This window comes from Dickeya ananatis, assembly GCF_019464615.1.
GTDB lineage: Bacteria > Pseudomonadota > Gammaproteobacteria > Enterobacterales > Enterobacteriaceae > Dickeya > Dickeya oryzae.
The window spans coordinates 4,011,481-4,032,511 of record NZ_CP040816.1 but is presented as its reverse complement, the minus strand read 5'-3'; the positions used below and the strand labels follow the sequence as shown (position 1 = coordinate 4,032,511).

The 21,031-nt window shown below is 58.2% G+C and carries 13 protein-coding genes; 11 read left to right on the top strand and 2 right to left on the bottom strand.

The annotated features are described in order from the left end of the window. The first annotated feature begins 136 nt into the window (after nucleotides 1–136). From FGI04_RS17995 to FGI04_RS17955, 9 genes are all read left to right on the top strand, one after another. Nucleotides 137–607, top strand: coding sequence for a type II toxin-antitoxin system RelB family anti-toxin (locus tag FGI04_RS17995; RefSeq protein WP_038905986.1), 471 nt, complete (start codon nucleotides 137–139; stop codon nucleotides 605–607). A gap of 193 nt (nucleotides 608–800) precedes the next feature. Next, complete coding sequence (gene fieF, locus FGI04_RS17990; protein ID WP_407321989.1) at nucleotides 801–1,703, top strand: CDF family cation-efflux transporter FieF; 903 nt, start codon at nucleotides 801–803, stop codon at nucleotides 1,701–1,703. Nucleotides 1,704–1,901: 198 nt separating this feature from the next. Then, on the top strand, nucleotides 1,902–2,864 hold the full coding sequence (gene pfkA, locus FGI04_RS17985; RefSeq protein ID WP_168366696.1) for a 6-phosphofructokinase: 963 nt from the start codon (nucleotides 1,902–1,904) through the stop codon (nucleotides 2,862–2,864). A 296-nt stretch (nucleotides 2,865–3,160) separates the two neighbouring features. Continuing rightward, on the top strand, nucleotides 3,161–4,045 hold the full coding sequence (gene aguB / locus FGI04_RS17980) for an N-carbamoylputrescine amidase (RefSeq protein WP_016942829.1): 885 nt from the start codon (nucleotides 3,161–3,163) through the stop codon (nucleotides 4,043–4,045). A 3-nt stretch (nucleotides 4,046–4,048) separates the two neighbouring features. Continuing rightward, on the top strand, nucleotides 4,049–5,146 hold the full coding sequence (gene aguA / locus FGI04_RS17975) for an agmatine deiminase (protein WP_407321986.1): 1,098 nt from the start codon (nucleotides 4,049–4,051) through the stop codon (nucleotides 5,144–5,146). Between the two features lie 194 nt (nucleotides 5,147–5,340). After that, a complete protein-coding gene (locus tag FGI04_RS17970) occupies nucleotides 5,341–7,071 on the top strand; it encodes a ShlB/FhaC/HecB family hemolysin secretion/activation protein (RefSeq protein ID WP_407337069.1) in 1,731 nt (576 codons plus the stop codon). Between the two features lie 12 nt (nucleotides 7,072–7,083). Further along, complete coding sequence (locus tag FGI04_RS17965; RefSeq protein ID WP_342699627.1) at nucleotides 7,084–7,620, top strand: toxin-activating lysine-acyltransferase; 537 nt, start codon at nucleotides 7,084–7,086, stop codon at nucleotides 7,618–7,620. Between the two features lie 12 nt (nucleotides 7,621–7,632). Next, a complete protein-coding gene (locus tag FGI04_RS17960) occupies nucleotides 7,633–16,383 on the top strand; it encodes a two-partner secretion domain-containing protein (protein ID WP_407337068.1) in 8,751 nt (2,916 codons plus the stop codon). A gap of 20 nt (nucleotides 16,384–16,403) precedes the next feature. After that, nucleotides 16,404–16,595, top strand: coding sequence for a DUF4926 domain-containing protein (locus FGI04_RS17955; RefSeq protein ID WP_038911233.1), 192 nt, complete (start codon nucleotides 16,404–16,406; stop codon nucleotides 16,593–16,595). A 61-nt stretch (nucleotides 16,596–16,656) separates the two neighbouring features. Here FGI04_RS17955 and FGI04_RS17950 read toward each other — a convergent pair whose 3' ends face one another. Then, a complete protein-coding gene (locus FGI04_RS17950) occupies nucleotides 16,657–16,881 on the bottom strand; it encodes a SymE family type I addiction module toxin (RefSeq protein WP_407337067.1) in 225 nt (74 codons plus the stop codon). 84 nt (nucleotides 16,882–16,965) lie between these two features. Beyond that, nucleotides 16,966–17,310, bottom strand: a complete 345-nt coding sequence (locus FGI04_RS17945; RefSeq protein ID WP_219952106.1) for a helix-turn-helix domain-containing protein — start codon at nucleotides 17,308–17,310, stop codon at nucleotides 16,966–16,968. Nucleotides 17,311–17,462: 152 nt separating this feature from the next. Here FGI04_RS17945 and FGI04_RS17940 point away from each other — a divergent pair, with 152 nt between their 5' ends. Then, nucleotides 17,463–20,528: a hemagglutinin repeat-containing protein gene (locus tag FGI04_RS17940; protein WP_407337066.1), complete on the top strand. Its 3,066-nt coding sequence runs from the start codon at nucleotides 17,463–17,465 to the stop codon at nucleotides 20,526–20,528. Further along, on the top strand, nucleotides 20,521–20,769 hold the full coding sequence (locus FGI04_RS17935; RefSeq protein ID WP_407337064.1) for a hypothetical protein: 249 nt from the start codon (nucleotides 20,521–20,523) through the stop codon (nucleotides 20,767–20,769). The genes FGI04_RS17940 and FGI04_RS17935 overlap by 8 nt, the downstream gene beginning before the upstream one ends. Nucleotides 20,770–21,031 lie beyond the last annotated feature (262 nt).

Here is a 21,031-nt window from a genome sequence, read left to right as displayed (position 1 = left end):
CCGCGAAAAAGCGAGCCATGGCGCGGCTTGCGTGGCGTGTCAGGTGGCTGTCGGGTTGGTGTCAGGTTACTGTCGTGGTGTTTTTCACGGCGCTAACGCAGGCTTGCATCGGGTTTTCATTCAACAGGAGTCCATCATGAACACGATCAAATCACAGCGCCTTGCCCGTGCCTGGTCTCAGGAACAACTGGCCGAACTGTCGGCGTTGAGCGTCAGAACCATTCAGCGGATTGAAAACGGAGAACGTGCCAGTCTGGAAACGCTCAGCGCCATTGCTGCAGCGTTTGGCGTCAATGTGACGACGTTGATGCCAGAAGACAGTGAGCAGGCGGCGAGTGGCGACTCGCTGGCGTTACGCATTTCGCAGGCCAGAACACAGGTTGAGCAGGAAAGCCGTTTCTGGCGCAGTCTGTTGCTGTTTGTGCCGGTGAATATTGTGCTGGTGGTCATCAATCTGTGGGTCAACCCGCAAACGTATTGGTTTATATGGCCGCTGCTGGCATGGGGCGGCGCGCTGCTGGTTCGGTCGGCACGGATTTTCTGGCTGCGGGATCGCTGGTCACGCTGGGAGCAGGAACGGTTGCAGAAAATTCTGCGCAAGCCCTGAGCCGGCGAAAGTCTGGCGGCACGGAGAGCCACCGCAGGCAGGCTCTCCGTGCGTCGCCATGGCGCGCTGTATTATGTCGGTGGGTTGTTATTCCCCGGAAAAGCACGGGTTACCCCAATCCTGACATAAAGTGTCACGGTTTTTCCCTGCTGGAATTCGGTATACTGGCTCCCTCGCTTGAATGGAATAGTGTATGAATTCTCATTACGCACGACTGGTGACGACCGCGGCTTTTCTGGCTACCGGTATGGCGTTATCGCTATTTGGCATGAAGGTGTATGCCTGGTGGTACACCGGTTCGGTCAGCTTGCTGGCATCACTGGTGGATTCGCTGGTGGATATCGCGGCGTCGCTGGTTAACCTGCTAGTCGTGCGTTATTCGCTGCAACCCGCTGATATGGAACATACGTTCGGGCATGGCAAAGCCGAGTCGCTGGCCGCGCTGGCGCAGAGTATGTTCATTGCTGGCTCGGCGCTATTTCTGTTGTTGACGGGCGCTCAGCATCTGATGAACCCACAGCCGCTACAAGGGGCTGAACTGGGTATGTGGGTGACCGTGATTGCGCTGGTGGCGACGGGCTTGCTGGTGAGCTTCCAGCGTTGGGTTATTCGCAGAACGCATAGTCAGGCGGTACGGGCAGACATGCTGCATTACCAGTCTGATGTCCTGATGAATGGCGCCATTTTGCTGTCGTTGGCACTAAGCTGGAAAGGTATCAACTGGGCCGATGCGGTCTTCGCGTTAGGGATTGGTATCTATATTCTGAGCAGCGCGCTGCGCATGGCCTACGATGCGATTCAGGTACTGCTGGACAGAGCCCTGCCCGATGACGAGCGACAGGAAATCGTCAATATCGTGTCTTCATGGCCGGGGGTGAGTGGTGCGCATCAGTTGCGAACCCGCCGTTCTGGCCCGACCCGCTTTATCCAGTTGCATCTTGAAATGGCGGATAACCTGCCGCTGGTGGAGTCACACCAGATTGCGGACGAGCTGGAGCAGGCATTGCTCAAACGCTTCCCCGGTTCAGACGTTATCATTCATCAGGATCCTGTCTCGGTGGTGCCGCTGGAACAGCGTGGGCGCTGGGAACTGTAACGGGTCGGGTTTTATCCGGGCCATGATGTGTTGTAAAAATGTGATCTACGATAGATTTTTCGTGGACGAAGAGACTGACCTGAATCAATTCAGCTGGGTGTATTTGTTATACTATGTTGATAAAACGGTTAGGCTTTGTCTTGTGAGCCTTGAGATAGAAGAATCTGCGAATTTACATCTACAAATCCAGAGGTTGTCATGATTAAAAAAATCGGAGTACTGACGAGCGGTGGCGATGCGCCGGGGATGAATGCGGCCATTCGTGGTGTGGTGCGTGCCGCGTTAGCGGAAAACCTGGAAGTATACGGTATTTATGACGGCTATCTGGGCTTGTATGAAGATCGCATGGTGCAGCTGGACCGCTATAGCGTGTCTGACGTGATCAACCGCGGCGGCACGTTCCTCGGGTCTGCCCGTTTCCCGGCGTTCCGTGAGGAAGCGGTGCGTCAGGTGTGCGTGGAAAACATGAAAAAGCATGATCTGGACGCACTGGTGGTGATCGGAGGTGACGGTTCCTACATGGGGGCTAAACGTTTGACCGAGATGGGCTTCCCCTGCATCGGCCTGCCGGGCACCATCGACAATGACGTAGCCGGTACCGACTACACCATCGGGTATTTCACCGCGCTGGAAACCGTGGTGGAAGCGATTGACCGCCTGCGTGATACCTCGTCTTCCCACCAGCGTATTTCCATCGTGGAAGTGATGGGACGCCACTGTGGCGACCTGACGCTGGCCGCAGCGATTGCCGGTGGCTGTGAATTCATCGTGCTGCCGGAAGTTGACTTCAAAAAAGAAGACCTGGTGGAAGAGATTAAAGCCGGTATCGCCAAAGGGAAGAAACACGCCATCGTCGCAATTACCGAACTGGTGTGTGATGTGGATGAGCTGGCACACTATATTGAAACGGAAACCGGACGCGAAACCCGCGCCACGGTGTTGGGCCACATCCAGCGTGGTGGTTCACCGGTGGCGTATGACCGCATCCTGGCTTCCCGCATGGGGGCCTACTCCATTGAACTGTTGCAGCAAGGCTATGGCGGCCGTTGCGTCGGGATCCAGAATGAAAAACTGGTCCATCATGATATTATCGACGCCATCGAGAACATGAAGCGCCCGTTCAAAGGCGACTGGCTGAATACCGCCAAGAAACTGTTCTGATGTGCACCCGGCGTGGCCGGGTTGAGCAAGCAAATCCCGCTCTTTTGGGCGGGATTTCTTATTGGGAAACGGAAAACGGCGACGGCCCGATGAACGAGGTGTATGCCAGCGGTGGGTAACGGGGAAATGCAGGTGCATCCTCACCGTCATGATTCGCTGGCATAATGTCGATGCCTTGCGGCGTTCACCGGGCGTCGGGTGAGTTGTTGATCTACACTTTTTACCCGTCTCATGCTATTCCCACGCACTGGTGGCGCAGGCATGAGCACCCATACAGAAATTATTGAGGTTTTCGCATGACAAAAGTTACCGTTGCCGCCACGCAGATGGCCTGCACCTGGGATTTGCCAAAAAATATCGCAAACGCCGAAAGGCTGGTGCGTCAGGCTCATGCGCAGGGAGCGCAAATCATTCTGATTCAGGAACTGTTTGCCGCGCCTTATTTCTGCATCGACCAGAGTCCGGAGCATTACGCGCTGGCGCAGGAATTGGAAACCAGCCCGCTTATCAAACACTTTTCCGCGCTGGCGGCCGAGCTGGAAGTGGTGCTGCCACTGAGTTTCTTCGAGCGTGCTAATAACGCCTACTACAACTCGCTGGTCATGATTGACGCTGACGGTAGCGTACTGGACGTGTATCGCAAAACCCATATTCCTAATGGCCCGGCCTATCAGGAAAAACAGTTCTTCATTCCGGGCGACACCGGGTTCAAAGTGTGGCAAACCCGCTACGCCAAAGTGGGCGTGGGCATCTGCTGGGATCAGTGGTTCCCGGAAACGGCCCGTTGCCTGGCACTTAAAGGGGCCGAGCTGATTTTCTACCCGACCGCCATCGGTTCTGAACCGGCGTATCCGGATATCGACAGCCAGCCGCACTGGACCCGTGTACAGCAGGGCCATGCTGCCGCCAACCTGATCCCGGTGATCGCGTCTAACCGTATCGGCACCGAAGCCAGTAAATACCTCGACGGTCTGGAAATGACGTTCTATGGCTCGTCGTTCATTGCCGATCAAACCGGTGCGCTGGTCGCGCAGGCCAACAAGACCGACGAAACAGTGCTGGTGCATGAGTTCGATCTGGAAGCGATTGCTGCGCAACGTGCTGCCTGGGGCTTGTTCCGTGACCGCCGTCCGGACATGTATGGTGTTATCGGCACTTCTGACGGCAAGACCTGGAGATAAGTGATGTCTGAGCTGACCACGCCGTTGCAAGACGGCTTCGCCATGCCAGCGGAATGGGCGCCGCACGACGCGGTGTGGATGTTGTGGCCGTACCGCCGCGACAACTGGCGCATGCAGGGCGACGAGATTCCCGCCCAGCGTACTTTTGCTGCCGTTGCTGCGGCTATTTCGCAAACCACGCCGGTTGTGATGGGCGTGCCGCGTGACCAGATGGCGCTGGCTAAAAGCGTGATGCCGGCTGGCGTGACGCTGGTGGAAATGGAAAGCGATGACGCCTGGGTACGTGACACCGGGCCTACCGTGGTGTTGAACGCGGCCGGTGAGCGTCGTGGCGTCGACTGGCAATTCAACGCCTGGGGTGGCGCGCTGGGTGGCCTGTATGAAGACTGGAGCCGTGACGAGAACGTGGCAGCGCAGGTGCTGGCCTATCACGGCGATGCGCGCTATGTTGCCCCGCTGATTCTGGAAGGTGGCTCGATCCACACCGATGGCGAAGGCACGTTGCTGACTACTGCCGAGTGCCTGTTAAACCCGAACCGTAATCCGCATCTGAGCAAAGCGCAGATTGAGCAGCACCTGCGGGATTATCTCGGTGTGTCGGCTTTTATCTGGCTGGATGAAGGCGTCTATAACGACGAAACCGATGGCCATATCGACAACATGTGCTGTTTTATCCGCCCCGGCGAAGTGGCGCTGCACTGGACGGACGATGAAACCGACCCGCAGTATGCCCGCTCTCAGGCGGCGTATCAGGTGTTGTCCCAGACGAAGGATGCACAGGGCCGGTCGCTAAAAATTTGGAAACTACCGGCACCCGGCCCGCTGTACGCGACTCCGGAAGAAGCGGCGGGCGTGACCGAGGGTAATGCTATCGAGCGTAACGCCGGGTCACGGCTGGCAGGGTCGTACGTCAATTTCCTGATCAGCAACAAGCAGGTGATTTATCCGCTGTTGGATGAACGTACTGACGGCGAGGCACATGCGCTGTTGCAACAGATGTTCCCCGACTACCTGATAAGTGGTGTTCCGGCGCGCGAGATCTTGCTGGGTGGCGGCAATATCCACTGTATTACTCAGCAGATCCCGGCGGTACGCCGCTAAGCCTGCTGCGGCCCCCCATCCACGGGGGGCCTGACTCTTCCGCGTTCTTTCTTAAAATATTCTTAATGCTAATCAATAGCTGCTTATAAAAAATCCAACTAAGCAACCTGTTTTGTTCTCTTACCCGTTTCTGTAAACTCCGCATCGTAAATTATTGTATGTTTCTTTACAGTTTTTTGACGAAACGGATAGCTATGCTCATTGATCTTCAGGGAAGAAGGCGCAATTACGCCTGTTTTAAGCAATTCCCCTTATTTCTTAAATTTTACTTTTTATTTTCAGTTTCTTATTGTTTTTCGGCGTCTGCTGCGGAACCCAGCACCCCGCTGGAACAGCAATCCATTAGCCAGCAAGAACGATTGCGTGCTCAGGAGAAAAAGCTGGCACCGGTAACACCGGATGTCCGGTTTCAGACCTCGCTGGAAGAGGTATCTGGCGACGGGTTTCCTGGTGAGCAGCCCTGCTTTGATATTGACCGGGTTGAACTGGATGGGCTGGCCTCCTTTCCTTCATGGCTACCGCTACAGCGTCTGGCAGATACAGGCCGTGGGCAGTGCCTTGGGGTAAAGGGCATCAACCTGCTGATGAGCCGGTTACAGAACCGGCTGGTTGAGTATGGCTATGTGACATCGCGTGTCCTGGCACCCGCGCAGGATCTCAAAAGCGGTACCCTCAAACTGGCGTTGGTGGCGGGGACGATTCGCCACGTGGTACTGACGCCGGGGAGCGATAGTTATGTGCAGCTCTATAGCGCACTGCCTGCGCACGAAGGTAACCTGCTGAATCTGCGTGATATCGAGCAAGGGCTGGAAAATATGCAGCGCTTGCCGACGGTAAAAGCCGACATGCAGATTGTCCCCGGTGAGCAGCCGGGTGAGAGTGATGTCGATATCAGTTGGAAACAGTCCCGCCATTGGCGTGTGGCGACCTCGCTGGATGACTCGGGTACGCGCAGTACCGGCCGTTATCAGGGCGGGATGACGCTGTTTCTGGATAACCCGCTATCGCTCAGTGACATGTTCTATGTGTCTGCAACCCACGATCTGCAATGGCGTAGCGCCCAATCCAGCCAAAACTATACCGCGCACTATTCGGTGCCGTGGGGCTATTGGCTGGCGGGTATTACCACCAGCGGGTACGACTACCACCAGACGATCGCCGGTATTAATCAGGAATATAAATACAGCGGTCGCAGCCAGAATCTTAACGCCAGCCTGCGGCGGGTTATTCATCGCAATGCCACGCAGAAAACATCGGTCAGCTACGAGCTGCTCACCCGCCAGACACGAAATTACATCAACGACACCGAAGTGGAAGTGCAGCGGCGTAACAGTGCCGCCTGGCGTCTTGGTTTACAGCATCGTCACTATATCGGGCAATCCACGCTGGATATGGCGGTCAGCTACCAGCGCGGCACCCGCTGGTTCGGCGCATTACCGGCACCGGAAGAAGCGTTTGATGAAGGCACCGAGTTGTCGAAGATTTTGCAGTGGTCATCGCAACTGGAGGTGCCTTTCCATCTGTTGGCGCAACCTTTCACCTATAACCTGCAATACCAGCAACAGCACAGTCTGACCCGGCTGACCCCCCAGGAGCAATTTGCCATCGGCAACCGCTGGACGGTGCGCGGATTTGACGGCGAACGCACCCTGAATGCCGATGATGGCTGGCTGGTTCGCAATGAACTGGTGTGGACGACACCGTTGCCGGGGCAGTCACTCTATCTCGGCGTGGATTATGGCGCAGTGGATGGCGGCGGCAGCGATACCTTGCTGGGACGTCATCTGGCCGGGGGCGTGCTGGGCTGGCGCGGCGCGGTTAAGAGCATTAACTATGACCTGTTCGCCGGTATTCCGCTCTCTAAACCCGATGGATTCAACACCAGCCCGGTAACAGTCGGATTTACCCTCAACTGGCAGTATTAGGACCTGGCAAGGATGCAGATTGACCATTTTGACGTTCAGTCGCCAGCGTTGATTGGCGGCGAAAGCAGCGAAGCGGAAATACTGGGGGCCGCCGTGTGGCTCTGGATGCATTCGCCGCTGCACCGTGACGCGCCTTTACAGGCGTTATCGACATTACTGTTGCCGATTATCAAGCACCAGCAATACGTGGTGGTGAGTCAGCAGCAACAGCCGATTTTCTTTATGAGCTGGGCATGGCTGAATGCCGAGGCTGAACGGCGTTACCTCACCCAGCCCTCTATTCTGATGCCGCAGGACGACTGGGCCTGTGGCGATCGCATGTGGATTATCGATTGGATCGCGCCCTTCGGCCATTCTCGCGCCATGCGCCATCTGGTCTGCCGCACCTTATTGCCGGATTACTGCTTCCGCTCGCTTGACCATCAGGGTGCCAGACGTGGCAAACGCGTCTTCGTGCACCATGGCGATCAGGTATCACGTCAGTCACGCGATCACTGGCTGCAACAACACCCTTTAGCTGAACCGCTTCCCGAGATTTACATTCGATAAGGATATCTTGCTGTGAACAAATTGCTCTACCGGATCATTTTCAACAAAAGCCGCGGTATGTTGATGGTTGTGGCGGATATTGCCCGATCAGGACAAGGTGGTGGCGGCCGTTCCTCACGACCCGGTACCCTTTTGCCGCATCAGTGGGCTCGTCTTTCTCCGTTGGGTTTTGCACTGCTGACCGCGCTTGGTTGTGTGTCCGTGGTGGCACCCGCTCAGGCGGGGATTGTGGCGGACGCGGGTGCGCCAGCTAACCAGCAACCGGTGATCATCAACACCGCCAACGGGGTGCCGCAGGTTAATATCCAGACGCCCAGCGCAGGCGGCGTATCCCGCAATACCTACAGCCAGTTTGATGTGGATGGCAAAGGTGCCATCCTCAATAACTCGCGGGAACGTATCCAGACGCAGCAGGGTGGCTGGGTTGAACGTAACCCCTATCTGGCGCAGGGTGAGGCCAAAGTCATCCTTAATGAGGTGAATTCCAGCAACCCCAGCCGCCTGGGTGGGTATGTGGAGGTAGCTGGCACCCGGGCGCAGGTGATTATCGCGAACCCGGCGGGCATCACCTGTGATGGCTGCGGTTTTATTAATGCTAATCGGGCGACGCTCACCACTGGTCGGGCGCAGATGCAGGACGGCAATCTGACCGGTTATGACGTGCGACAAGGTGAAATCATTATTCAGGGCGGTGGGCTGGACAGCCGCACCCAGGATTACACCGATATCATCGCCCGTTCTGTGAAAGTGAACGCCGGTATCTGGGCTAACGATTTGCGGGTCACCACCGGTAGCAATCAGGTCAGCGCCGCCCATGACAACATTCAGGCGACCCGTGACGGCAGCGCCTCACCTCAACTGGCGCTGGATGCCTCGCAACTGGGCGGGATGTACGCCGGGAAAATCCGCCTGATTGGCACCGAGAAAGGGGTTGGCGTGAGAAACGCCGGGAATATCGGTGCCTCGGCAGGCAGTGTGACGCTGACGGCTGACGGGCGTATCGAAAATAGCGGCACAATCAACGCCAGTCAGGATATCCAACTGACTTCACGTCAGGATATCAGTAATCAGGGCAAGGTATACGCCAGCGGCGAAACGTCCGTCACGGCAGGCGGCCAGCTTGGCAACAGTGGCGTTATCGCCGCCGCCAGCCACACCCGCATCAAAGGCGGTACGATAAACAATAGCCAGTCGGGGGCGATCGCCGGTGGTATGAGTGCCGACGGCATATTGTCTGGCAGCGGCACGCTAACGCTAGACGCAGATGGCAACCTGACGGGCAGCGGCAAACACCTGGCGGCAGGTCAACTGACTGTGACCGGTAGCGATGTGGATCTGGGCGGTAGCCAGACTTATGGCAAACAGGTGGCAATCACGGCCAGACAAGGCAGTGTCTCAGTCAGCGGTGCCAATATTCAGTCGGACACCCTGTTGTCACTGAATGCGCCGGTCAGCATCAACAACGACGGCGGCACATTGCAGGCGGATACCCTGAACCTGAGTACCGACCGGTTATCCAACCGCAAAGGGAATCTCATCCAAACCGGTAGCCAGAGCCTGACACTGAATCATCGCGGTGGTATCGACAACCGTGGTGGGCAGATTATCAGCAACGGGCAGGATCTGACGTTGCAAACCCAGCAGCTCAACAATCAGCAAGGCAGCATTCAGCATGTGGGCTCGGGTCATTTCACGCTGACGGCCGATCAACTGGATAACCGACAAGGAACGCTCAGCACGGTTTCCGGCGATGCCCTGATCACCAGCCAACAGCAGTTGCTTAATGACGGCGGCAAACTGGGGGCGGGTAAGCGCCTGCAGATACAGGCGAACGGCATGAGCAATGCCGCTGGTCTGGTGCGGGCGAATGTGCTGGATGTCGACTTGCAGCAAGGCGGTTTGATTAACACTCAGGGAACGTTGCTCAGCCAGGGCGCGTTCACCTTAAACAGCGGTGATGTGGATAACCGCAACGGTTTGCTGGTGAGCGGCGCGGATGCCGCGCTCACGCTGGGCGCACTGGATAATCAGGGCGGACGGATTGGCGCGACCGGCATGCTGACGATGGATACCCTGCAAGTACAGAACGATACCGGGTTGATACAAAGCGGTGGTCTGCTGTCGTTAAACACCAACGGCGAGTCGTTGAGCAACGGTGCCAGTGGCAGCCAGGGCGGCATCACCAGTCAGTCGGACATCCAACTGCGTACCGGGGTGTTCAGTAACCTCGGTGGTGCGGTGATAGCCAACCGCAACCTGACGTTAAACAGCGGTAGCCTCAATAACCAGCAGGGGCAACTGGCTGCACTGGGTGCCTTGCAGGCGAGCACGGCTGATGTCAGCAATCAGGGCGGTAAAATTCAGGCGGGTACGTCGCTGAGTTGGGATACCCGCCCCTTGCGCAGCGCGGCCCGGCAGTTCATGACCCTGTTGGCGGCAGCACCGGCGGCAAACAATGTCATCCTCAATGCCGGTGGGCAGATCCAGTCCGGCGGTGACCTGACGTTGGCCGGTTCATCGCTCGATAACTCACAGGGCGGGTCTATCATCACCAACGGGAACCTGACGGTGACCGCGGATGGCGGCATCAGCAACCAGAGCGGTACCCTGCAGGCGGTGGGTAACCTGACGCTGGATGCAGTGCAGGCGGTTATCGATAACACCCTGGGGCTGATTCATGCCGGGCAGCAGGCCACATTGCTGGCCGGGTCCGTACTGAATCAGGGCACACGTAACCAGAATGGGATTCTGGGTAACAACGTCAGTGTGACCGCCGGTCAGTTGCAGAACGGCAACGGCGCGGTCACTGCCAGCCGAGATCTGGCGCTCACCCTCAGCGGCGCGCTGGATAACAGCAACGGCATGCTATCCAGTCAGGGCAGCAGTGAGATTCAGGCCGATACCCTGCTGAACACCAATGGCGATATACAGGCGCAACAACAACTGACGCTGACGGCCAATCAGTTAAGCGGCGATGGCCGCCTGCTGTCGTTAGGCAACATGCAGGTGTCGCTCACACAGGACTTCATCAACACCGGCAGCGTGCGCGCCAGTAATGCGCTGACCTTCCAGACCAACGGGCTGCTGCGTAATGCGACACTGATGCAGGCCGGGTCAACACTGCAACTGGGTGCGGCGAATCTGGAAAACCTGAATGGAGCCGAGATCAGCGCTACCACCACCCGGCTCAGTGCCGGTCAGACGCTGACCAACTACGGGCTGGTGGATGGCAGCAGCACGCTGCTCACCGCCTCCACGCTCAATAACCTGTCGACCGGCCGCCTCTTCGGTGATGCGCTGGCGCTACAGGCCGGGACTATCAATAACCTCAACCAGAATGGTGTGGCACCGGTGATTGCCGCCCGCCAACGGCTGGATCTCGGTATGTGGGCGCTAAATAACAACGAGCACGCCTTGATTTACAGCAGCGGGGCGATGGCGATAGGCGGCGCGCTGGATAGCCAGAACCATGCGACCGGTCAGGGGGGCGTTATCAATAACGTCAGTGCGACGATTGAAGCCGCAGGCGACATGGTGCTGAATGTCGGCACGCTCAATAACATCAATAACCATTTTGCCACCACGATCGTGCCGGTGTCGGATGAGCAGGTGCAGCTGTACCGGATGGACGGGTCGACTACCATGTACACCCCAGACCAGATCAGTATCGGCAATGACGAAGTTGACCATCTAGATACGCCGGACGGCAGCAGTGAAGAGTTTATCCGTTACGATTTCACCCGGCATACTGAAGAGTCGCGCATCATCCAAAGCGACCCCGGCCAGATACTGTCGGGCGGTAATCTGCTGATTACTTCCGGTATGGTGCTGAACGACAAGAGCCGCATCATTGCCGGTTCCGGCCTGGGGATCAACGCCGGACAACTGAATAACGTGGAAGTCCCCGGCGAACGGCATATCACTGAAAACGGCACCGCCACCAGTTTCTGGCGTATTCGTCACAAAGGGCGTGACGAACAAGGGCAAGATAGCGCGGCGTATACCCCGCCGGAGCAGATCCAGTCGATCACCTTGCAGCCGGGGGCGATACAATCGTTCACGGCGGCGGCCAGCAACCGTGGCTTACAGGGGCGCAGCGATAGCAGCGTAAACGGCAGCGTAGCGGGCGCAACCGGTGTGAATGCCGCCGTGTTGCAGGCGCTGCCCAATCAACCGGTGACATTGCCATCCGGCCAGGTTTTCGAAGTAACGTCGGGTACCGCGCCGGAAAGTGGTAAACCTGCGGCTATCATCAGGCTGGTGGGGCCGGACATCCGGCTACCGGATAACAGCCTGTTTCATACCAACCCGGACCGTAACGCCAGTTATCTGGTGGAAACCGACCCGCGCTTCACCAACCAGAAGACCTGGCTGAGTTCAGACTACATGCTGAGTGCGCTCACTGGCGACCCGACCAGCGTCCACAAGCGTCTTGGGGATGGGTTCTACGAACAGCGACTGGTACGTGAGCAGATCGTCTCGTTAACCGGGCAGCGTTACCTTAACGGTTACAGCAACGATGACACCCAGTTCAAGGCGCTGATGGATGCCGGTATTGCGTTTGGCAAGCAATACGGGCTGACGCCGGGGGTGGCGCTGACAGCGGAACAGATGCGGTTACTGACCAGCGACATGGTGTGGATGGTCAACCAGACGGTAACGTTGCCGGACGGCACCACCCAGACGGTGCTGGTGCCACAGGTTTACGCCCGACTGAAAGAGGGTGATCTGGACGGCAGCGGTGCGCTGCTGGCCGGGCGCACGGCGGATATTCGTGTTGACGGCGATATCAACAACAGCGGCCGTATTCAGGCGGCAGGCAACGCCACCCTGTTGGCAGAGAACCTCAACAACACCGGTGGGCTGATCCACGCCAATGATCTGGCGTTGCAGGCCCGCACCGATATTACCAGCATCGGTGGGCTGATTTCGGGCAACGACAGCCTGACGGCGCAGGCGGGACGGGATATCACCCTCACGACGACGACCCGCAGTGCCACCAGTGCCGACGGCAATTTCAGCCGTACCGCGCTGGACCGGGTGGCCGGCCTGTATGTGCAAAACGATGCCGGGAAACTGGTATTGCAGGCCGGGCGTGACGTTAACCTGACGGCGGCGCAGCTGACCAACGGCGGCGAGAACAGTACCACCACGGTGGCAGCCGGGCGGGATATCAACCTGAAAACGGTCACTACCGCCAGCCGGGATAATATCGTCTGGAACGGCGATAATCGGGTCACACAAAGCGCCAGCCACGAGCAGGGCAGCGAAGTAAACGCCAAAGGCGATATCCACATGAGCGCGGGCCGCGACCTGACGGCGACGGCCGCCTCGATGAGCGCGGGCAACGGTCTGATGCTGGCGGCGGGCAACAACCTGACTGTCCAGCAGGGAACGGATACCGCCACGCTGGATGAGCGGCACAAGACCACCGGCAGCAACGGCTTTGCCTCTAAGATAACCACGGTACGGCAGGATACGGTAGACCGGCAGACGGCGGCGGCGAGCGTGCTGAGTGGCAATACGGTGGCACTGGCGGCAGGCCATGACCTGACGATATCGGGCAGCGATGTGGCAGGCACCGGCGATGTGAGCCTGTCGGCGGGCAATACCCTGACGGTAACGGCAGCCCAGGAGCGGGATGCACAGACGCACCTGCGTGAGGAGACACACGCCGGGCTGATGGGCAGCGGCGGTATCGGGTTTACGATAGGCAGCACCAGCCAGAAGACCACCACGGCGGAGAGCGCGCAGCAGCATCGCGGCAGTACGGTAGGCAGCAGCACGGGGTCGCTGACGCTGAACGCGGGCGGGTCGCTGGGTGTGGCAGGCAGCGAGCTGATAGCGGGTGAAGACGTGACGCTGAAAGGGCGTGACGTGAGCGTGGTGTCGCTGGAGAATCGACAGGACAGGAAGGAAACGCGGGAGCAGAAACAGAGCGGTCTGACGATTGCGCTGAGCGGTAGCGTGGGCGGCGCGCTGAACACGGCGGTGGAAACGGCGCAGTCCTCGCGTGAGACGCAGGACGGCCGGGTGAAGGCACTGCAGCAGACGAAGGCGGCGCTGAGCGTGGCCCAGGGGGTGCAGGCGGCGCGGCTGGCGCAGGCGCAGTCGGAAGGGGCAGGTGGTCAACAGGGCGGCCAGACGGTGGGTGTCAGCGTGTCGTACGGCAGCCAGTCGTCGAAATCGGTGCAGGAGCAGACGCAGACCACGGCGCAGGGCAGCAGCGTGACGGCGGGTCGCAACCTGTCGGTGACGGCGACGGACGGTGACGTCACGGTGGCGGGCAGCACCCTGAAGGCGGGTCAGGACCTGCTGCTGGATGCGTCGCGGGATATCCAACTGCTGTCGTCGGCCAACACGCAGCACACCGAGGGGAGCAACCAGAGTCAGGGTGGCAGTATCGGGGTGAGCGTCGGGGTGAGTGCTTCGGGCAGCTTCGGGCTGAGCGTGAGTGCGAGCGTGAACGCGGCGAAGGGCAGCCAGCACGGCGACGGGGTGACGCACACGGAAGCGCTGCTGGAAGCAGGGCGGGCGGCGGTGCTGCACAGCGGTCGTGACACCACGCTGCAGGGCGCGCAGGTCAGTGCGGAGACGATAACCGCGCAGGTGGGGCGTGACCTGCTGATACGCAGCGAGCAGGACAGCGACCATTACGACAGCAAACAGCAGAGCATGAGCGCCGGGGTGACGATACCGATTTACGGCGGGGGTGGCGGCGCGAGCTTCAGCTTCAGCCGTGACAGGGTGAACAGCAACTTCGACAGCGTGCAGGAGCAGTCGGGGCTGTTTGCGGGCCGGGGCGGATTTGACGTGACGGTGGGGAACCATACGCAACTGGACGGCGGGGCGATAGCGTCGACGGCGGAGGCGGATAAGAACCGGCTGGATACGGGGACGCTGGGGTTCAGCAATATCGACAACCACGCGGAGTACAGCGCGTCGCACAGCGGGGGTGGATTTGGTACCGGCGGCCCGATAGGGATGCAGATGCTGAGCAACCTGGGCGGGCTGGCACTGGCGGGGGCGAACCAGAGCGGCTCCTCATCAGGGACGACCTATGCGGCGGTGAGCGACGGCACGCTGATAATCCGTGACAGGGCCGGTCAGCAGCAGGATGTGAGCGGGCTGAGCCGGGATACGGCGGGGGCGAACAGCGGGTCGCTGAACCCGATATTCGACAAGGAGAAGGTCGAGAGCCGGATGCAGCAGGCGCAGCTGATGTCGGACATCGGTGCGCAGGCGCTGGATATCGCCTCGACGGAAGGGGCGATAGCGGCGACGAAGGCGGCGAACACGAAGGTGGCCGAGGCGACGGAGGCAGTGCGCCGGGCGAAGGGCAGCGAGCTGGCGCAGGCGAGCCCGAACAAAGCGATAACGCAGGATGACATAACGCAGGCGCTGTTCCAGTCGTACTACGATGAGGCGATGCGGACATCGCCGTACGGGACGGGCGGTGCGGTACGTCAGGGCATTCAGGCGGTGACGGCGGCGCTGCAGGGCGTACTGGCGGGGAACATGGCCCAGGCGCTGACCGGGGCGGCGGCACCGTATCTGGCGGAAGCCATCCACCGGGCGACGACGGATGCGGCGGGCAACACGGACGTGGCGGCGAACACGCTGGCGCACGCGTTGCTGGGTGCGGTGGTAGCGCAGGCGAGCGGGAATAACGCACTGGCGGGGGCGGCAGGTGAAGCGGGCGGTGAACTGGCGGCCCGTGCCCTGATGGACGCGCTGTACCCGGGCAAGAAACCGTCGGAGCTGAACGAAGAGCAGAAGCAGTACATCAGCACGCTGGCGACGATAGCGGGCGGTCTGGCGGCAGGCGTGGTGGGGAATACCGGCGCGGACGCGGTGCAGGGGGCACAGTCGGCGCAGGTGGCGGTGGAGAATAACTATCTGAGCAGCACGGAGAAGAGCCTTCAGACGTATCTCAACCACAAAGAGAACCTGACCGAGCAGGAAAAACAGGAGCGTGATGCGCTGAATCGTAAGGATCTGGAAACCGATCTGGCCGTCATGCAGGCCTGTCATGGCGGAACAGGTGACTGCCAGACAGAAAGGGCAAAAGCGAAAGAGGCGTTGGATACCTACATCAATCTGTCGTACCAGAACCCCAAAGAGGCACAGGCTGGTTATCAGCAAATTCAGACATTGCTGAACTCCACAGACCCGAATGCAAAAGATGTCTTTAACGTGTTGGAAGGCTATACCCAGGCGTTTATGCGCTTCGGGTATACAGAAGATGAAGCCAAAGCACGGGCCGGGGTTTATGTCGGTTCAGTGTACACAGCAGGTGGCATAAGTGCTGTTGTTGCATCAGGGGCACTGGCGAAGCAGTTTGGGGAAGATATAGCTCAGGTAGAAAAACCGTCTGATGTTGTTAAAACTGAATCGATGGCTGCTAATGCTGACAAGGGAAGTGCTAATACAGCCAAAAACACACCTGAAACACAAGCAAGCGTTGATAAAAAATTAGCTACCTATCTATTGGAAAAAGAGCACCCTGTTGGAGGCAGTAAAGCTGAATGGTTCGATAGTGCGCTTGGATTTAATAAGGAAAATTCGAGTGAGCTTGCAAAACAGATTGTCTTTGATCCTAAAACAGCGATTAAAACATCGGATACGCAATTCGGTACTAAATATGACCAAGTAATACCAATAACTGGTACTAATGGTAGAACTATTAACGTTAAATTTGGTTGGATAGAGAACAATGATGGTGTTGTCAGATTAGTTACCGCTATTCCGGCTAAAAAATAATCATATGTTGGTATTATTGTATGATCAGAGAATATGATGTTGTTGAGGCTAAAAAAGACTTGTCTGACACGGTGCTAAAAGGATGTAAAGGCGCTGTTGTCATGATTTATCAAGAGCCTACGTTAGGTTATGAAGTGGAATTCATTGACAATAAAGGTGATACATTGGATGTATTAACTGTTTATCCTGATGATATTGGGTTATTAGGGTAAAAACATATTTTACTACTTACAACGATCCCGGCCTCCGCGCCGGGATCGTCGTTTTTATCGGTTATATCCTAATCTCCGCCTCAATCACCAGCCGCCCGCGCTCCACGGTGACGATAACGGGCTGGCCGGTGTTAAAACCGAGGTCTTCCAACCAGCGGCCCTTCAGCGTGAGTTGCGGCGGCGGGTTACCCCGGCTGCCGTTAGGGACGTAACCGACGGTGTAATGCCGTTGGGGTTGTTTTACTTCAGTTGCGCGGGGTTCTGACTTAGAATCGCGTCCAGCCATAGTAACTACCTCTATTAGTTGCCTGTGGTGAGCGGGTTGCCGGTGTTGGTCGCACCGCCAACCCGCGTTAAATGTCAGTATCAATCATCCTTGCCGGTTTCGGGTAAAACGGCTGGCATCGTGCCTGAGGATCAGCGCTTCAAGTAGCACTCTCGCCACTTCTTTCTCTTCAGGCGAGAACTGGCTCACGGCTTCAAATTGCAAACGCAGCTCATCATCGGGACTCCGTTCGGTGTCATCAAAAACCAGCGTATCTGCACTGACGGAAAGCGAGCGTGACAACCTGCGGATAACGTCCAGTGTGGGTTGTACTGCACCCGTTTCATAGCGCCGAATCATGGTGACATGGCACCCTACTTTCTCTGCCAGCATTGCCTGAGTCAGCTGTTTTGTTTTACGCAGGTCAGCCAGACGTTTACCAAAATCCATAACCATCATTTACCAGAATTAAGAGTGTTAGCATCTTACTCTCTTATCTTCTGACACGTAAACACAGCACTAATAATACCATATATACATTTAAATAAAATCATATACGGTATTTTTGTGCTGAGATCAGTACCGACTAGGGCACCGGCGATGTGAGCCTGTCGGCGGGCAATACCCTGACGGTAACGGCAGCCCAGGAGCGGGATGCACAGACGCACCTGCGTGAGGAGACACACGCCGGGCTGATGGGCAGCGGCGGTATCGGGTTTACGATAGGCAGCACCAGCCAGAAGACCACCACGGCGGAGAGCGCGCAGCAACATCGCGGCAGTACGGTAGGCAGCAGCACGGGGTCGCTGACGCTGAACGCGGGCGGGTCGCTGGGCGTGGCAGGCAGCGAGCTGATAGCGGGTGAAGACGTGACGCTGAAAGGGCGTGACGTGAGCGTGGTGTCGCTGGAGAATCGACAGGACAGGAAGGAAACGCGGGAGCAGAAGCAGAGCGGTCTGACGATTGCGCTGAGCGGTAGCGTGGGCGGTGCGCTGAACACGGCGGTGGAAACGGCGCAGTCCTCGCGTGAGACGCAGGACGGCCGGGTGAAGGCACTGCAGCAGACGAAGGCGGCGCTGAGCGTGGCCCAGGGGGTGCAGGCGGCGCGGCTGGCGCAGGCGCAGTCGGAAGGGGCTGGCGGTCAACAGGGCGGCCAGACGGTGGGTGTCAGCGTGTCGTACGGCAGCCAGTCGTCGAAATCGGTGCAGGAGCAGACGCAGACCACGGCGCAGGGCAGCAGCGTGACGGCGGGTCGCAACCTGTCGGTGACGGCGACGGACGGTGACGTCACGGTGGCCGGCAGCACCCTGAAGGCGGGTCAGGACCTGCTGCTGGATGCGTCGCGGGATATCCGGCTGCTGTCGTCGGCGAACACGCAGCACACCGAGGGGAGCAACCAGAGTCAGGGCGGCAGCATCGGGGTGAGCGTCGGGGTGAGTGCCTCGGGCAGCTTCGGGCTGAGCGTGAGTGCGAGCGTGAACGCGGCGAAGGGCAGCCAGCACGGCGACGGGGTGACACACACGGAAGCGCTGCTGGAAGCAGGGCGGGCGGCGGTGCTGCACAGCGGTCGTGACACCACGCTGCAGGGCGCGCAGGTCAGTGCGGAGACGATAAAGGCGCAGGTGGGGCGTGACCTGCTGATACGCAGCGAGCAGGACAGCGACCATTACGACAGCAAGCAGCAGAGCATGAGCGCCGGGGTGACGATACCGATTTACGGCGGGGGTGGCGGCGCGAGCTTCAGCTTCAGCCGTGACAAGGTGAACAGCAACTTCGACAGCGTACAGGAGCAATCGGGGCTGTTTGCGGGCCGGGGCGGATTTGACGTGACGGTGGGGAACCACACGCAACTGGATGGCGGGGCGATAGCGTCGACGGCGGAGGCGGATAAGAACCGGCTGGATACGGGGACGCTGGGGTTCAGCAATATCGACAACCACGCAGAGTACAGCGCGTCGCACAGCGGGGGCGGATTTGGCACCGGCGGCCCGATAGGGATGCAGATGCTGAGCAACCTGGGCGGGCTGGCACTGGCGGGGGCGAACCAGAGCGGCTCCTCATCAGGGACGACCTATGCGGCGGTGAGCGACGGCACGCTGATAATCCGTGACAGGGCGGGTCAGCAGCAGGACGTGAGCGGGCTGAGCCGGGATACGGCGGGGGCGAACAGCGGGGCGCTGAACCCGATATTCGACAGGGAGAAGGTCGAGAGCCGGATGCAGCAGGCGCAGCTGATGTCGGATATCGGTGCGCAGGCGCTGGATATCGCCTCGACGGAAGGGGCGATAGCGGCGACGAAGGCGGCGAACACGAAGGTGGCCGAGGCGACGGAGGCAGTGCGCCGGGCGAAGGGTACCGAGCTGGCGCAGGCGAGCCCGAACAAAGCGATAACGCAGGATGACATAACGCAGGCGCTGTTCCAGTCGTACTACGATGAGGCGATGCGGACATCGCCGTACGGAACGGGCGGTGCGGTACGTCAGGGCATTCAGGCGGTGACGGCGGCGCTGCAGGGCGTACTGGCGGGGAACATGGCCCAGGCGCTGACGGGGGCGGCAGCGCCGTATCTGGCCGAAGCCATCCACCGGGCGACGACGGATGCGGCGGGCAACACGGACGTGGCGGCGAACACGCTGGCGCACGCGTTGCTGGGCGCAGTGGTAGCACAGGCGAGCGGGAATAACGCACTGGCGGGGGCGGCAGGTGAAGCGGGCGGTGAACTGGCGGCCCGCGCCCTGATGGACGCGCTGTACCCGGGCAAGAAACCGTCGGAGCTGAACGAAGAGCAGAAGCAGTACATCAGCACGCTGGCGACGATAGCGGGCGGTCTGGCGGCAGGTGTGGTGGGGAATACCGGCGCGGATGCAGTGCAGGGCGCACAGTCGGCGCAGGTGGCGGTGGAGAATAACTCGCTGGGTGATATTGCACAGGCGCAGTCTGAGGGCAAGACGCTGGAGCAGAAGGCCAGAGAGTACGTCAAGGCTGAGAATGAGCGCTACAAGAAGGAAAACTGTGCCGGATTAAGCGCGGAAGCCTGCTCGGTGAAGATGTACGACGAGCGGCGTGAAGCGCTGAAAGAAGCCCTTGCGGCAGGGGCGGATTTTGTGCCGGTGATTGGTACAATTAAGAGTGCTGCTGAGGCACAGTCAGCACTGGATTATCTCAGCGTGGCTGCTTCCCTGATACCAGGAGAACGCGTTGCAGCGGGTGTTCTAAAAGCAGCAGAAAAAGCGTTGGCTAAAGGTGATTTGGCTGAGGCTTCGAAATTCATCAATAAAGCCAGTGATGAAATTAAGGTCAAATGGGTTGATGAAAATGCCAGCATGAGTCAACGTGCACGTAACTATAACGATTCTGCTTCTGGTGCCCGTTCAAATATAGAAACGAAGAAAGGTCAGGCTCCTAGCATTGAGAGGGTTGATGCTGACGGAAAGGCTAAACCGGTTAGATTCGATGGTGTTGATGGCAATGTGATGGTTGACCGAAAAATATCTGTTGTTACGACGGAAAAGGCGAAAAATCAAGCATTACGGCAGTCTGAAGCACTTAAAAATAATGGTATGACTGGTCGGTGGGAAGTTCCCAATCAGGCTCAAGCTAATCGGGCTCAGAAAATATTTGATGAGCTAGGTATTAAAAATATTGAGGTGAAAATAGTTCATGAATAAATATGTTAGGCTTGTGAAAGTGATCGCTGATTTAGCAATATTCTTAGAGTTTACTGACGATGATCATCTAGATCCTGATATAGCGGTTGACGCGATGGAGCAGATGGCTGCTGAACTTCAGCTCCTCGGTGAAAAAGAAAAAAATGAATTGGTTAATATATTTAAAGATATCTCATCTCAATATGAAGGTGATGAATGCGAATATGTAAAGGAGCTACCTGAATCTTTAGGACTTGTTTAGCAAAAATCCCAGCCCCTAAAAACAGGCTGGGATTTTTATATCTGTCATTCAGCCATAATGTGTATCAGCGTGCTCAACGGTTGCTTGAAATTATTCAGCAACCAGACAACACCGTCCTGTCAGGGCTACGCGCTGATACTCCGGTACTCAAACAAATACCTCCGAATATGACTGGGGTGAAAGGGGAGGACTCGGCGAGAGTCAACCAGCCGGGGTAATGCTTGACCCAGTTGACGGCGTCCGGGTCAAACGGTGCAATTGC